Here is a 14,466-nt window from a genome sequence, read left to right as displayed (position 1 = left end):
GCTGGCCGAACGCCATAGCTGGCACCTGCCGATCTGTGAGCAGGTGGTGAGGGTTCTCGATGGGCTCACCACGCCGGCAGAGGCGGTTAGGGCCCTGATGGAGCGGGGCCTGCGGCCCGAAATGGTCGAGCCATGAACACGGCCCTGCCGGCCCTGCTGGTGGAGGCCTTCGCGGCCGGCCCCTGCAGCGGCAATGGGGCCGCCGTAGTGCTGCTCGATCAGCCCCTGGGTGATGGCTGGCTGCAGGGCATTGCCCGCAGCCTTAACCAGTCGGAAACCGCCTTCCTCCACGAGCAACAGGGGCAGTGGTGCCTGCGCTGGTTTACCCCGACCTGCGAGGTGCCCCTTTGCGGCCATGGAACCCTGGCGGCCCTGCTCGCCCTGGGCCACTGGGGGCTACTCCAACCAGGCCAGCGCTGCCACCTGCTCAGCCGCAGCGGCCCCCTGGAAGCGACCCTCGGCGACTCCGCCTGCACCGGCCAGATCGTCTTGCCCAGTGGGGGGCTGATCCCTGCTGAGGCCTCCAGGGGGCTGGTTGGCCTGCTGGAGGCCCGCTTGGGCGCCGGCCCAGTGGCCTACTGGAGATCAGAGCTGGGCTACCGGGTGGCCCTGCTGCCACCCGGTAGCCCCCTGGAGGCCATGGCAGGCCTGGCCGGGGAGCTGGAGCCCCAGGATCGCGGCGGCCTGATCTTGATGCTCGATTGCGGTGACAGGCCCCAAGAACTACGCCCAACCGTGCTCGGCCAACCGGCCGATTACCAGCTGCGCTTTTTTGCCCCCGGCCTGGGCATTGCCGAGGATGCCGTTACCGGCTCGGCCCATGCGCTGGTGGCACCGTTCTGGCTCAACCATCACGGCCGCAGCTCCGTGGTGGGCTGGCAGTGTTCGCACCGGCCTGGCGGAATGGTCTGCGAATTGGCATCCTCAGGCATGATCCGTCTCAGCGGCACGGGCCATCTTCTGTGGAACGGCACCTTGCATGGGCAAAGCGATGGCTCCGGGGCAGACTCCTGGGCCTCCCTGCTAGCCGCAGGCTGATGCTGGTGGCGCCGATGGCCCTGGTGGCTGTTGCAGTTGGTTTTGCTGCCCAGGGTCTGGCGCCCCATCCCTATGGCGCTGCCCACGGAGAGTTGCTCGACGCCCTGATCGACACCCCCGCCCCAGCCGCTGACACCGCCAGCGAAGCGGCCGAGTTGCGGCGGGTAGAAGCCCGCCGGGCCGCGGTGCCAGACCAACAAGCCGCCCCGGGCAAGCTGGGCCTGGTGGAGCCGGAAGCCGGCCCGCCGGTCGATCTGGAAATTCGCGTGGCCCTGCTCAATGCCGGTGCTAATCCCACCCTGTCGGCCAGCGGGGCCTGGCAACTTCTGAATCGACAAGGCATGGTCCTTCAGCAGGGAGGTCCTGGAGACCAGATTTCCCACCCTGCCCTAGGCAGCTCCGAATCCGAGGCCTGGCTCCAGACCAATGGCTCAGCCCTGCTGGTCAATGGCCAGCCCTATGGCGGCAGGCTGCGCCTGATCCGTGAGCAGGGGGGACTCATGCTGGTGAACCACCTGGGGCTGGAGATGTACATAGCCGCCGTGGTAGGGGCCGAAATGCCGAGCAGCTGGTCGATGGAGGCCCTGCGGGCCCAAGCGGTGGCTGCTCGCTCCTATGCCCTGGCCCACATGGCCAGGCCAGCCAATCGCCATTGGCATTTGGGCAACACCACTCGCTGGCAGGCCTACAAGGGGCTGGGGCGCAGCAACACCAGAACCCGCTCAGCCACAGCCAGTACCGCCGGCCTGATCCTGAGTTACCAGGGAGGAATTGTCGAAAGCCTCTACGCGGCCAACCGCCAGATCAGCCTGGAAGCCCATGGTCACCTGGGGGCCAGCATGAGTCAGCACGGAGCCCAGGATCTTGCCAAGCAGGGCTACCGCTACAACCAGATCCTCGGTCACTACTACCAGGGCGCATCCTTGGCACGCCTCAAGGCCGGTGCGCTCTGAGCTCCTGTGGCGGCGGGCGCTGCAGCGCTCGGCTGAGGCAGAGCTGGCTGGCGCCCTGGTGCCCCTGGCCACAGAGCTGCTGGAGTTGCCGCAGATCGGGCCATTTGTCCTGCGCCGCCTCTTGAGTGCCACGCCCAAGCATCTGCGCCAAGGGGGCCCCAAAGCCAACCCCTTCCTGCCCTGGGAAAGGGCTCTGGAGGTGGGCCGGCTCGGCTCAGGCCATGTGGTGCTGCTCAACAAGTACCCGGTGCAACCTGGCCACCTGTTGCTGATAACCCAGGACTGGCAGCCCCAGTCGGGCTGGATCAGGCCAGAGGACTGGCAGGCCGTGGGCCATCTGGCAAGGGATACGGCCGGGCTGTGGTTCTTCAACAGTTCTGCCCCAGCTGGGGCAAGCCAGCCCCACCGCCATCTGCAGTTGCTGCCCAGGCGGGCAGGGGAGGCGAGCTGCCCCCTGGCGGCCCTGTGTGAAGCCCAGCTGCAGCAGTGGCAGTGGCAGTGGCAGTGGCCATGGGCCTATCGAATCAGCAGGCGCCATGACCCGACTGGCTGCAGCGACCTGCCTGACCTCTACCGGCACCATGCCGAGCAACTGGGCTTGGGTTCGCCCCAGCACAATTCCCAGCCCCTGCATCCCTACAACCTGCTGTTCGACGACCGTTGGTTGTTGACGGTGCGGCGCAGCCGCGAACACTGCGCCGGCTTCAGCATCAATGCCCTGGCCTTTGCTGGATACCTGCTGGCCACGGATAAATCCGATCTCAGCTGGCTAGAGCAGCAGGGTCCCTGGCAACTGCTGCAGGCGGTCGCCTGCCCAGCAACTGGGTAGATCTGGGAAGCATTCCGTAATTCCACGGTTGCAGCAGGGGCAGAGGTTGGGGCTGTTTGGAAAGGAAGGGGTCCACTCCCCTGCCTAATGCCCCACTATTTCGATGCCCAACAAGTCCAGAGCCACCGCCGCACCAACAGCTACCCAAAGGAGCCAGGCTCACCTCCAGCGCAACCAAAGGGTCGACCAATACCGCACTTTGGTCACTCCCATTGCGGTGCACTACGGCCGCCGCTGCCCCGAACCGATCGAAGATCTGATCCAGGTTGGTCTGCTGGGTTTGCTGCGGGCCGCCGAACTCTTTGACGCCCAGACCCAAACTCCCTTCGAGGCCTTTGCCAGACCCCACATTCGCGGAGCAATCCTCCACTACCTCAGGGATTCAGCCCTGGCCGTGCGGTTGCCACGCCGCCAGATGGAGCTCCACGACAAACTGCGTCAGGTGCAGGCGAACTGGCACAAAACCCATGGCCAAGAGGCCAGCTCGGAGGATCTGCGCAGGGCCCTAGGCCTGAGTATCCCCCAGTGGCAAGAGCTGCAAAGGGGTAAGGCCATGGCTCGGCCGATCGGTCTGGCAGATGGGGTGATCGACGCCTGGGTCGAACAGGTTGTGGATCGAGAAGCCGGCTCAGCTCAACACGGGTCAGCTCAACAGCCTGGCGAGGATGGGGAGGGGGAGTATCAGTTGAGACTTAAGCGTCAGTGGGCCCGTCTTGAACCCGACCTTCGCCAAGTGGTCGACAAAGTGGTGCTATCTGGGTGGACTTACCGGCGCACCGCAGCCCTGCTGAAGGTGAGTCCCATGACCGTGCAGAGGCGGCTCAAGCGCGGGCTGGCTGAGCTGCGGCAGGGGCTGGGCCGTTCGGCCAATCCCCCTATCAGCAGCCAGCTCAGTAGCCCGATCAGCTACCCGAGCTGCCGCCATCACGGACAATCTGCTGCTCCAGCGTGCTGATCGCCGCGTTTACAGCGGCCAACTGACGTTCGACCCCATCGCGCCAAAACTGAAGCATGCGCAGTTTGCGCTGCTGGTGCCGGCGCCAGTTGTCGTGGCCGCCTTCGTCGCCAACTGGACAGCAGCCAAAGGGGGGAAACATGAGAAAGTGGATCAAAGCCCAATGGTTCTAGCGAGCCAGAGCGGTGAGCCGAGTGCCGTGTTTCCCCCCAGAAATGGCCATGAAACAGCCCTCGCTTGACCATTGCTTCAAGCTCATCAGCGCTCACCAGATTCCCTCCAAAGCCAAATCCCTCGACAAGCCCCACCTGCTTCATCATTTGAGATCAGTCGACTGCCGCTCCCCAATGGGCCCCCTGCCCCTGCTGCTTGCCCTGGCCTTCGGCATGGGTGGCATCATCGGCTTGCAGGCGCGCCCGGCAGCTGCCTATGTGGCCCTGATGGCCGGCCAGAAAGCCCAGCCCCTCAATGGCGCCTTCAACAAGGTGCCCGTTCTCCATTCCAACCAACCGGAGGAGGTTGAGGGACCCGGCATTTTGATCAATACCGCCCCTGGCTACGCCTATGCGGCCGAAACCGGCCAACCCCTACGCAACGCCCAATACAACTTCAACGGCGAATTTGGGGTGCACATGCACCACAAATATTTTCCACCTAACCGGGGCCAGCTCTCCCGCTCATCCCGCCGGCCTGAACTCACCCTGGCATTGATTCTGATCAACCCAGGTGGGCGCGCGGTCCATATCCGATTTGAGAACGGAGCCGTGCGTAACAGCTTTGAAGCCCCCTATCTCCAGGAATACAAGATGGGGGTCAGGCCGCTTGGGCCCAGGCCATGGAATACGGGCCCTGGTGATGCAACCGCCATCCAGGTCCTGCGAGGCAAGCTTGATCCAAAGTTGGCCGACGAAATCACTATTCCAGCGCGCAGTCGCCTTGTTCTGTTTCAAACCCAGCTTCCCGCCCTGGGGATAGCCAATGCCCTGCTCAAGGGACGCAGTGACGGCCCGTTCCAGATGGCGGTGGTGGCGGCCAAGCAAGCCACCAGCGATTGGGATCTGCTGGCCGTGTTGGACCAGGGAAGGCTGGCCCCGGGCAGGGTTTACCTCAATCGCATTGCTGATATCAACGGGCGTCGGGTTTTTTCTCGGGTTGGCGGCGTGGCGATTGGGGATGGGTACCAGGCAAGCCTCACCCATGATTTGGATGCCAATGGCCCCTTGCATGTGCCCCTAACAAGCACCATCCGCCATAACTTCGGCACCCGTGAAGTGCAGGTCAATCCCCTGGCCAGCCGCATGGTCGATTCCTCCCTAGACAACGTCGGCACCTACGGAGTGCGATTTGACGTGGACCTCAATCTCAAGGGTTCAGGTCCCCACGAGTTGGTGCTGAGCCACCCGGTAGCCAGTGGCACTTCAAAACCCTTCACGGCCTTTCGTGGCTCCCTGCAAATCCGCTCGGAGGAGGGCCTCCAGGAAGTCCATGTGGGGATGCGTTCAGGCCAGAGCCTTTCGCTCGCGCAGTTAAACCTGCGCGCTGGTCAACTGAACCCGGTGCGAATCAGCCTGGTTTATCCCGCCGATGCAACCCCGGGCCATCTATTGAGCATTCTGCCGGCAAGTCAACTTGCAATATTCCAGGCGCGGGAGCGCCAAATAGAGCTGGCACGTAACGCCGCAGGATCTACTCCAGCCGCCGCGCCCATCAGCCCGCCTGAGTTGACAGAATCCGACGGTCCTCTGATGGCACCCATCGAATTCAGACCTATGGCGCCCCTTACCCCGGTGCCCCCACTGATTCCCCCCCTAACCCCACCGCCCAGTTACCGAGGGAGTCAGCAGAGCCCCATGAGCCAATCTCTCTACGATCGGTATCAACAGGCGCTGGAAGCACAGCAGCAAATGTTGCGCGGCCTGATGGGCCGTTAGGGATGGCTCCAACCCATGAATCGCAGCGGCGCCGCTTCAGCCTGGAGCTTCCGGTAGAACTGCTCGGCAAGATTGACTCGTTAAAAGCAGAATGGGGATTGCGCAGCCGCGGAGATATTGTTGAAAGGCTTTTACATGAACTATTCACAGATACGTCGGTAGCTGAGCAAGCAACAACCGAATTAGACCAGCCAGAACCCGGAGCGACCGAGGACGTAGCCGGAACTGCAGGAGCCTCCACATTCAATGAACAGGGCGCCCTAGTACTGATGACCAGTGGGGTAAACGGGGATATTTGCCTCGATTTGGGCGAAGTTGACTTGAACACCCCAGCTGCGCCAGTGCCCCAGGCCGAACCCCGCCAGGTCGGCATCGATCTACCGGGCTTTGTACGACGCCAGTCGGAGCAGCTGAAAAAGAGCTTGCAGCCCCGCAAGCCTGTGGAGGAGTCGCCGGTTGAACTGCTACCTCAGCTTGAAAGTGATGCCCTCGACAAGGCCCTTGCCAGAGCCCGCGACCACTGGCTTGAGCTCTATGGCAAAGGAGCCAATGAAGCCGTGCTGGAAGCAGCCATGGTGTGGTTGGCCCAGGATATCTGGCCTCAGAGTGATCAAAGCGAAGGGCAACCATTCAGCTGGTCGCTTGCCTGTGACGTTGTGGTGCATATTGCCCCCAGCTGGGGCAATGAACCCGCCAGCTTTGAGCGCGTAATGGTGATGGCCGGTCTGCTGGAGGACCCGTTCAGTACGTCCACACTTCAACTTCGCCTGCCCACCCTGATCCATCGGTTTGTCCACCGGTTCCGCAAGAGACGCAAGGGAACCTCATTCCAGACCCTGGAGCACACGATGACCCTGCATGGGGCCCTGAAATTGCTCCAGCTGCCAACTGTCCATGGGCACCGACTGACCCTGGGCGAAATTCGGGATGCGTATCGAGAACTGGCCATGAGCCACCATCCAGATTCCGGTGGCAACGAAGAAACGATGCGAAGGCTCAATGAGGCCTACCAACTGCTCAAGGAGCTCTACCGCAATAACTAATGGCTTACGGGTCTCACCCTGGTCGCGTTATTGGTCTATCTATAAATCCCAGCCGAGATAGCTGAATGCGATACATCGGGCCGCACCTGTCAGCGAAAGCAGTGTTCTCATTGTACCCCTATGAGACTATTCAAGGGACTCAAGACGAGACCCAGGCGGGAAAACAAAACAAGCGCTTGAGTTACGCTCCATCCCGCGTCGCTTACCAAGGTCTACTTCTAAGACCTATTAAGCGTCCAGGCATGGACGCTTGAGATCATTATTTCCGGGGTTGAGTTGCGGGGCATTGCAGAGGGATTAGTCAGATATACCCCATAGAAATCACGAAAATTGGCAAATTCCCCATGCAATAGCCAAAGGAATAGCCAAAGCCTTCTCCATAGCGACAGAGCTGGCGCGCTCGCAAGCGCGGTCCACTGGGCATGGACTTCGGTCCAGAGTCAAATCACTGCCTCAAAAGTGTTCCAGCCACTTGCTTAGGAATCTTGCGTAACTGTGTCTTACGCAGGTACGCAAGGCTCAGGGGGCGGTGGCCCGCAATGGCCAATCGGAGCCGCGATGGCTCATCGGGACCGTAATCATGCGTCTCACGTGAGACCAGCTACGAGTCCAATAAAAAGGCCCAGATGGGACATGCGACCATCTGGGCAAGTTGTGTCAGTGGGGGAGGCGCTTCAGGTGCTGGTCTGCATCCCCTGGATCAGGAAGTCAAAGTAGGGGCCGGCCAAGGCGGCTTGCTCGGCGCTGAGCAGGGAGATGGCCGCATCCTTCATGGTTCGCATTGCTTCGACCATGCCCGGCATCGGAACCCCAAGGCTGTTGTACATCTCACGGGCGCCCACCAGACCAATTTGCTGGATCATCTCGGTGCTGCCGGCGAGCACGCCGTAGGTGACCAGCCGCAGATACCAGCTGTAATCACGCAGGCACTGGGCCCTTTGCTTCTGGCCGAAGGCATTGCCTCCAGGAGCCACGTAGTCAGGCTTGCGTTGGAAGAGTTGGCGTGCCGCCTCGTCCACGATTTTCTTTTCATTGTCTGTCAGCGACCTCACCACCGTGAGCCTCTCGGCTCCCCGGCTGAGGTACTCCACCATCGATCGCAGCTCGCCGCCACTGGGATAGCGCAGCTGATCATCTGCCTGGAGGATCAGATCCCGAACGACGCTCATCGCAGCGACCACATGCGCCTCTAACTGTATCGACTCAGCCGCTGAACCAGGCCATGGGCGGCAAAGGTGTAACGCCCCTTCGCACGACGTAGGGTGAAGGATTGGCCAGCGCGCTTGGAAAGCCTCACCACCGGCAACAGCGTGGCGGTGACCATCACCGGCCTCTCCCATGACGGCCAAGGAGTGGCCCGATTGGACGATCGGGTCCTTTTTGTGGCGGGTGCCCTGCCGGGGGAGCAGGTTCAGGTTCGGCTGACCCATAGGGCCAAGCGCCACTGGCTGGCGGAGCTTCAGGAGGTGAAGACCCCGGCTCCGGAGCGGCGCAAGCCCCCCTGCATCCTGGCCGACAACTGCGGTGGCTGCAGCCTGCAGCACTTTGAGGATCGGGGCCAGCAGCACTGGAAGCACCAGAAGGTGGTAGATGCCATGCGGCGAATTGCCCACCTGGATCAGCCCGTGGCCCCATTACTGGCCTCCGCCGATGGCCTGGGTTATCGCAATCGGGCCATCATCCCGCTGGAGCGCTGCGAAGACGGCCGACTGCGGGCGGGCTTCTACCGCAGGGGCAGCCACAGCATCGTCAATATGAACCACTGCCCGGTACTGGATCCGCGCCTAGATGGCCTGATCGCCCCTCTCAAGGCAGACCTGGAGGCAAGTGACTGGCCCGTTGACCGGGATTGCCGTGAGGGGGGTGGGCTGCGCCACTTGGCGCTTCGCATCGGCCACCACAGCGGCGAGCTGCTGATCACCTTGGTGAGCAGTCACGCCGATCTTGATGGGCTGGAGTTCCTGGCTGGCCAATGGCTGGGGCGCTGGCCGGAGCTGGTGGGGGTCTGCCTAAACCTCCAACCCCATCCCACCAACACCTTGATGGGAGAGGAGACCAGGGTGGTTGCCGGCCGGGGCTGGTTGCGGGAATCGTTCTGCAATCTCCAGTTGCGGATTGGGGCCGACACCTTTTTTCAGGTCCACACCCAGCAGGCTGAGCGGGTGGTGCCCCTGCTGTTATCGGCCCTGGCGGCCATCCCAGCCGGAGTGATGGTTGACGCCTACAGCGGCATTGGCACCTACAGCCTGCCGGTGGCCGCGACGGGCTGGCATGTCCACGGCATCGAGCTCAGCCAGGAGGCGGTGAATCAGGCAAAAACCAATGCCAGCGAAAATGGCCTTAGCGGTCGGGCTTCCTTTGAAACCGGTGTGGTGGCCCAATGTCTAGCGGAACACCTGGGCCACTGCGACGCCCTCTTCCTAGATCCCCCCCGCAAGGGGCTCGACCCTGTGACGATTGGGGCGATCCGGGAACATCCCCCTGCCCACTTGATCTATCTCAGCTGCGATCCGGCCACCCTGGCCCGCGACCTGGCCATGCTTGTGGCCGAGGGGCTCTACCAGTTGGAGTCGCTGCAGCCGCTCGATTTCTTCCCCCAAACCAGCCACGTAGAGACCTTGGCAGTGCTGAGGCGGTGATCAACAGCGCAACTGGGCCCCGAACTGGTTTTCTAGGGCGGTCTGAATGCCTGCATGGGCCAGGTCCACCTCCTCGTCGGTGAGGGTGCGCTTGGCATCGCGGTAACGCAGCCGGAATGCCTGACTGCATTGCCCACTTGCCAGCTGTTCACCCACGTAACGATCCACCAGTTCGGCTTGCTCCAGTAGGGGCTTGCCGGCCTTGCGGATCAGCTTGAGCAGGTCGGCTGCACAGACATCGGCCGCAACCACAACCGCCAGGTCCCGCTCCGATGCGGGCACGGTCGCAAAGGGCGCAAAGGCGGGCTGCCAGCGGTTGCGCCGGGTGGCTGCGGTCAGCAGAGCGTCCAGTTCCAACTCGAACACGTAGGTGCCCAGCGGTAGATCCAAATCCCCGGCCTGCTGGGGGTGCAGTTGGCCAAACCAGCCACCGGGGCGACCCTCGACGACCAGCTGGGCAGCCCGGCCCGGGTGGAGCAGGGGATGGCTGGCCAGGGGCCGATCTTCCGTGGGAATCGCCAGTGCCCCTAGGGCCTGCTGCAACACCCCCCTGGCCTGGTAATAGGTGGGCGGCTGGGCCTTGGCACTGGTGCTCCAGCGCTCTGAACGACGTTCACCGCAGATCACCCCCACCAGCAACTGCCGAGCGGAATGGTTCGCATCGGAGCTGAAAACCTGGCCGATTTCAAAGGCCCAAAAGCCTGATTGCCCGCTTTGACAGTTGCGGCGGGCAGCGGCAAGCAGCTCGCCATGGAGGTTGTCTCGCAGGTAGCCGTAGTCGGCCAGGAGAGGATTGGCCAGCGGAATGCGCCCAGGAGCCGCCGCCACCAGCGAGAGGCTGCAGGCCTCCTGCAACCCAGCAGCGCTCAAATGGCGCCTGAGCCGCCGCTCCGCCTGCTGGGCAGGATCGAGCCCACCGGGTTCGAGGGGGTCGGGCAGGTGGCAGGCGAATTGGTCGTAGCCGACCAGGCGGGCCACTTCCTCGATCAGGTCCACCTCCCGTTGCAGATCAATCGAACGGGCTGGGGGGACGCTCACCTGCCATCCCTCGCCGCTTTCGAGCTCCTCCATGCAGCAGCCCAAGGCGCTGAGGGTAGAAGTGATGCGTCCATCGCTGAGGTCAGCCCAGGAGCCTTCCTGCTGCACCGGCCCCAGCAGGTTGTGGAGGGCGTCTCGACGCAGCTCGATGGGCTGAAAAGGAACTTGGGGACGCTGGTGCAGCCAGCGCCCGGTGACCTGGGCGCCGCAGAGTTCCGTTAGGAGGGCAACGGCGCGGTCAGCAGCTGACAGGGTGTTTTCTGGTGGCAGACCTTTCTCAAAACGGCTGCTCGCCTCGGTGCGCAGCCCCACGCTCCGGGAGGAACGCCGCACGGCCTGGGGGGCAAACACGGCCGCTTCCAGCCAGATTGCTGTGGTGCCGCCATGGACGGCTGACTCCGCGCCGCCCATGACCCCGGCCAGGGCAATTGGCTTGTCTCCATAGGTCACCACCAGGGCCTCAGCGCTGAGCAGGTGCTGGGTGCCATCCAATCCGGTGAAAGGTTCACCGCTGCTGGCTTGACGCAAGCCCATGCTCTCGACCTGGGCCTGGCCTGGACCAGTTATGGAAGCAAGCCGCTGGGCGTCAAAGGCGTGCAGGGGTTGGCCGGTTTCGAGCATCACCAGATTGGTGATGTCGACCACATTGTTGATGGGACGGAGACCAGCCTTCTCCAGCCGCTGTTGCAGCCAGGGCGGGGAGGGGGCAACCACAAGGGAGTTGAGCCCGGTAATGCTGAACAGCCCCCCCTGCTCCATGGCGGCCCTGGTCGATTCGCCGACACCTAGCGGGGCGCTGGTTATGGGCTCGGCTAGGGCACCGAAGTGGGTTTGGCCGCCCACCAGGGCTGCCACTTCCCGGGCAATGCCCTGCATTGACATTCCATCGGGCCTGTTGGCGGTGATCGCCAGCTCCAACACCTGGTCGTCCAGACCCAGGCTGGGCCCCACCGGTGTGCCCAAAGACGGCAGGTCCGCCACCAGATCATCGAGGATGGCAATGCCATCGGCTTCGGCCGGCAGTCCAAGTTCGGCGAGGGAGCAGATCATGCCGCTGCTGGCCACCCCGCGAAGCTCGGCCGGCTTGATTGTGAGCTTGACGGCAGGCAGGGTTGCCCCGACGAGGGCAACTGGCACGTGGATCCCTGCCCGCACGTTGGGCGCACCGCAGACGATTTGAAGGGGTTCACTGGATCCCACGTCCACTTGACAGACGCTGAGTTTGTCGGCGTTGGGATGGGCCTGGCGATCGCGCACAAAACCCACTACCACCCCTTCGGCACGGGCAGAGAGGTCTTCGATGGCGTCCACCTCAAAGCCTGCCAGCGAGAGCCGCTCAGCAAGGGCATCTGCGACAAGAGTCTGGCCAGGGGCGCTCACCAGCTCCTGCAACCACTGGAGCGAGACGCGCATTAAGCCGTTGCTTCAAGTAGGTCGATCCTAGGGATCGGTCGGGGAGGGGTACAGCGGGCAGGTAGAGTGGGTCCTTGTCCTTTCGCATCGCATTAGCGGCGCAACGTCCTTCATGGCTAAAAACAAGGGCGTCCGGATCGTGATCACTCTTGAGTGCACTGAATGCCGGTCCAACCCCGCCAAGCGTTCTCCAGGTGTGTCCCGCTACACCACCGAGAAGAACCGTCGTAACACCACCGAACGGCTGGAACTGAAGAAGTTCTGCACCCACTGCAACGCCACCACGGTGCACAAGGAAATCAAGTGAGTGCTTGACGCACTTCCGATTCTCGTCACCTGCCGTTCTCCCCAACCATGTCCAGTTCCTTCTTCAAAAAACGCCTTTCGCCGATCAAGCCGGGCGATCCCATCGATTACAAAGATGTGGATCTACTCAAGAAATTCATCACCGAAAGGGGCAAAATCCTGCCCCGCCGGCTCACAGGCCTCACCGCCAAGCAGCAGCGCGACCTCACTAACGCTGTCAAGCGGGCCCGGATCGTGGCCCTGCTGCCATTCGTGAATCCAGAGGGCTGATTCGCTGGCCTCCCCAACCCTCCACGACGGCGACCTGGTCGGCGTGCTGGAGTCCCACGCAGCCCAGCTGGCCGTCGTGGAGAGCCTGCAGGGCAGCAAGGCCCGCCTGAGGGTTGGCTTCGAGGCCAAATCCCAGCTGTTGCCGCAACGCCAGCTGGAGCTGCTCTGCCCCCTGCGCGGTGCAACTGCCCCGCCCCTGCGGCTTGGGGCAGAGCCCTGGGCCCTGAATCCGGCGGCCATCGAACGAGCCCGTCCCGAGCGTCGCGCCTGGGGCGCAGCCTGGCTCCTGCTGCTGGAATCGGATGAGACTATCGGGATAGGCGATTTCACCGACCTGGTGTGCGGTGGTGCTGGGCCTGCCCAGGTAGCGGCCTGCTGGCTGGCCCTGGTGGGAGGCCAGAGCTGGTTTCGCTTGCGCCAGGGGCAGATTGAACCCCGCAGTGGTGCGGAGTTGCGCAACCTGCGCCGTGATCGGCGCCGCAAGGCCCTGATCGAGCAGCAGGAGCGGGCCTGGCTGGAGCTGCTGCGCCGCCGCCAGCCGCCTGGACCGGGCCTCAACCCAGACCATCGCCAGCGCCTGGAGCTGCTCAAACAGCTGGCCGGCGGTAGCATTGAGCTCAGCGAACTGGCTGCCCCCCTGCGCCAGAGCCTCACGGCCCTGCACCTGGGCAGCGATCACGGCGCCCTGCGCCATCTGCTGGTCGAGATGGAGCAGTGGGATCCCCACCAGTTGCTCTCCATGGCGGGGACCCCCTGGAGCAGCGGCTTCAGCACTGCCCAAGAAGCTGAGGCCAGCCGCCTGCTTGCCCTTCACCTAGACCCCCTGCCCAGCGATGGGGCCCGCCTGGATCTCAGCGGCCAGCGCTGCGTCACCATCGACGACGACGACACGCGCGACATCGACGATGGCCTGGGCCTGGAGCGCCGCAACGACGGCAGCCTGCGCCTCTGGATCCATGTGGCAGATCCCGACCGGCTGATCGAGGCCGGCTCGCTGCTCGATCTCGAGGCCTGCCGCCGCGGCAGCAGCCTCTACCTGGCACGCGGCAACCAGCCGATGTTTCCGGAGGCCCTCTCCACCGGCCCCTTGAGCCTGCGCCAGGGAGTGCGCTCGGCCGCCTGGAGCACCTGGGTAGAGCTCGACGACGACGGAGCCATCGCGGCCTATGGGATTACGCGCAGCTGGGTGAAACCCACCTTCAGGCTCAGCTACGCCGATGCCGACGAGCTGATTGAGCTGGCCCCCCCCCAGGAGCCAGACCTGGCCGATCTCGAACGGCTCCTAGAACGGCGCCGGGCCTGGCGGCTAGGCCAGGGAGCCCTGCTGCTTGACCTGCCTGAAGGCCGCATTCGCTGTCGCGACGGCGAGCCGGTGCTGGAGGTCAGCGAAGTTTGCCCATCACGCCAGCTGGTGGCCGAGGCGATGGTGCTCGCCGGGGCCGTCGCCGCCCGCTTCGGCATCGAGCAGGGCCTGGCCCTGCCCTATCGCAGCCAGCCGCCGGCAGACCTGCCACCGGCCGCTGAGCTCCAGGCCCTGCCCCAGGGGGCCGCGCGCTTCGCCGCTATCAAGCGCTGCCTCAGCCGTGGGCTGATGGGCACCCAGCCGGCCCCCCACTTCAGCCTGGGACTGCCGGCCTATGTGCAGGCCACCTCCCCGATTCGCCGCTACGGCGATCTGGTGGTGCAGCGCCAAATCGGTGCCCAGCTCAGCGGCGGGCCGGTGCTCGACGAGCCGGAGGTACGGGCCCTGATCGAGCAGTTTGATTGTGCCGTCCGCGAAGGCATCGGCATATCCCGCGAAGATCAGCGCCACTGGCAGCAGGTGTGGTTTGAAACCCACCGCAATGGCCAGTGGCAAGCGGAGTTTCTGCGCTGGCTGCGGCCCCAGGACCGGCTGGGCCTGGTGCGCATCGACGAACTGGCAATGGATCTGGCCGCGGATTGTCCCCAGGGTGCCCAACCCGGTGCAGCGCTGCTGCTGCGGGTGCAGCAGGTGGATTCGCTGCGGGACCAGCTGCGGCTGGTGGCAGCTTCCGGTTGAGCCCTGCTGG

General features: G+C 63.8%; 13 protein-coding genes and 1 pseudogene. 11 read left to right on the top strand and 3 right to left on the bottom strand.

Going from position 1 to position 14,466, the window contains the following annotated elements; all coding sequences use genetic code 11:
• The first annotated feature begins 132 nt into the window (after positions 1–132).
• From KBZ15_RS00775 to KBZ15_RS00760, 4 genes are all read left to right on the top strand, one after another.
• Positions 133–1,038, top strand: a complete 906-nt coding sequence (locus KBZ15_RS00775; RefSeq protein WP_255012604.1) for a PhzF family phenazine biosynthesis protein — start codon at positions 133–135, stop codon at positions 1,036–1,038.
• Positions 1,038–1,991 carry a SpoIID/LytB domain-containing protein gene (locus KBZ15_RS00770; RefSeq protein ID WP_255012602.1) on the top strand — a complete coding sequence of 318 codons (954 nt, stop codon included), beginning with the start codon at positions 1,038–1,040 and terminating at the stop codon, positions 1,989–1,991. Before KBZ15_RS00775 ends, KBZ15_RS00770 begins: the two co-directional genes overlap by 1 nt.
• Positions 1,981–2,820: an ATP adenylyltransferase gene (locus KBZ15_RS00765; protein ID WP_255012599.1), complete on the top strand. Its 840-nt coding sequence runs from the start codon at positions 1,981–1,983 to the stop codon at positions 2,818–2,820. Before KBZ15_RS00770 ends, KBZ15_RS00765 begins: the two co-directional genes overlap by 11 nt.
• A 103-nt stretch (positions 2,821–2,923) precedes the next feature.
• Entirely contained in the window at positions 2,924–3,775 is an 852-nt protein-coding gene (locus KBZ15_RS00760; RefSeq protein ID WP_255012598.1) for a sigma-70 family RNA polymerase sigma factor, read from the top strand.
• Here the strand turns inward: KBZ15_RS00760 and KBZ15_RS00755 are convergent.
• Complete coding sequence (locus tag KBZ15_RS00755) at positions 3,723–3,917, bottom strand: sigma factor SigF (RefSeq protein WP_255012597.1); 195 nt, start codon at positions 3,915–3,917, stop codon at positions 3,723–3,725. The two genes, KBZ15_RS00760 and KBZ15_RS00755, sit on opposite strands and share 53 nt — an antisense overlap.
• Positions 3,918–4,122: 205 nt before the next feature.
• Between KBZ15_RS00755 and KBZ15_RS00750 the strand changes: the two genes are divergently transcribed.
• From KBZ15_RS00750 to KBZ15_RS00740, 3 genes and pseudogenes are all read left to right on the top strand, one after another.
• A complete protein-coding gene (locus KBZ15_RS00750) occupies positions 4,123–5,706 on the top strand; it encodes a DUF3370 family protein (RefSeq protein ID WP_255012596.1) in 1,584 nt (527 codons plus the stop codon).
• Positions 5,707–5,708: 2 nt separating this feature from the next.
• Positions 5,709–5,837: pseudogene (locus KBZ15_RS00745) on the top strand (ribbon-helix-helix protein, CopG family); the annotation flags it as partial.
• A 138-nt stretch (positions 5,838–5,975) separates the two neighbouring features.
• Complete coding sequence (locus KBZ15_RS00740; protein ID WP_255012609.1) at positions 5,976–6,749, top strand: J domain-containing protein; 774 nt, start codon at positions 5,976–5,978, stop codon at positions 6,747–6,749.
• A 674-nt stretch (positions 6,750–7,423) separates the two neighbouring features.
• Here the strand turns inward: KBZ15_RS00740 and KBZ15_RS00735 are convergent.
• Complete coding sequence (locus tag KBZ15_RS00735) at positions 7,424–7,918, bottom strand: allophycocyanin subunit alpha-B (protein ID WP_255012595.1); 495 nt, start codon at positions 7,916–7,918, stop codon at positions 7,424–7,426.
• 114 nt (positions 7,919–8,032) lie between these two features.
• Here KBZ15_RS00735 and rlmD point away from each other — a divergent pair, with 114 nt between their 5' ends.
• The gene (gene rlmD, locus KBZ15_RS00730; protein ID WP_255012593.1) at positions 8,033–9,388 is read left to right on the top strand and encodes a 23S rRNA (uracil(1939)-C(5))-methyltransferase RlmD; all 1,356 of its coding nucleotides are present in this window, start codon (positions 8,033–8,035) and stop codon (positions 9,386–9,388) included.
• Here rlmD and pheT read toward each other — a convergent pair whose 3' ends face one another.
• Complete coding sequence (pheT, locus tag KBZ15_RS00725) at positions 9,389–11,839, bottom strand: phenylalanine--tRNA ligase subunit beta (RefSeq protein WP_255012590.1); 2,451 nt, start codon at positions 11,837–11,839, stop codon at positions 9,389–9,391.
• Between the two features lie 112 nt (positions 11,840–11,951).
• Between pheT and rpmG the strand changes: the two genes are divergently transcribed.
• From rpmG to KBZ15_RS00710, 3 genes are read left to right on the top strand one after another with little or no spacing between them, the layout of a single operon-like run.
• Positions 11,952–12,146 carry a 50S ribosomal protein L33 gene (gene rpmG / locus KBZ15_RS00720; RefSeq protein WP_197148830.1) on the top strand — a complete coding sequence of 65 codons (195 nt, stop codon included), beginning with the start codon at positions 11,952–11,954 and terminating at the stop codon, positions 12,144–12,146.
• A 47-nt stretch (positions 12,147–12,193) separates the two neighbouring features.
• Entirely contained in the window at positions 12,194–12,415 is a 222-nt protein-coding gene (gene rpsR, locus KBZ15_RS00715; RefSeq protein WP_006041316.1) for a 30S ribosomal protein S18, read from the top strand.
• A 46-nt stretch (positions 12,416–12,461) separates the two neighbouring features.
• Positions 12,462–14,456 (top strand): ribonuclease catalytic domain-containing protein, encoded by a 1,995-nt coding sequence (locus KBZ15_RS00710; RefSeq protein WP_255012606.1) that lies wholly within the window; start codon positions 12,462–12,464, stop codon positions 14,454–14,456.
• The last annotated feature ends 10 nt before the right edge of the window (positions 14,457–14,466 follow it).

Origin of the sequence: Cyanobium sp. BA20m-p-22, from assembly GCF_024346275.1 — a bacterium.
Classification (GTDB): Bacteria; Cyanobacteriota; Cyanobacteriia; order PCC-6307; family Cyanobiaceae; genus Cyanobium_A.
This window is presented reverse-complemented; position numbering and strand designations above follow the sequence as displayed.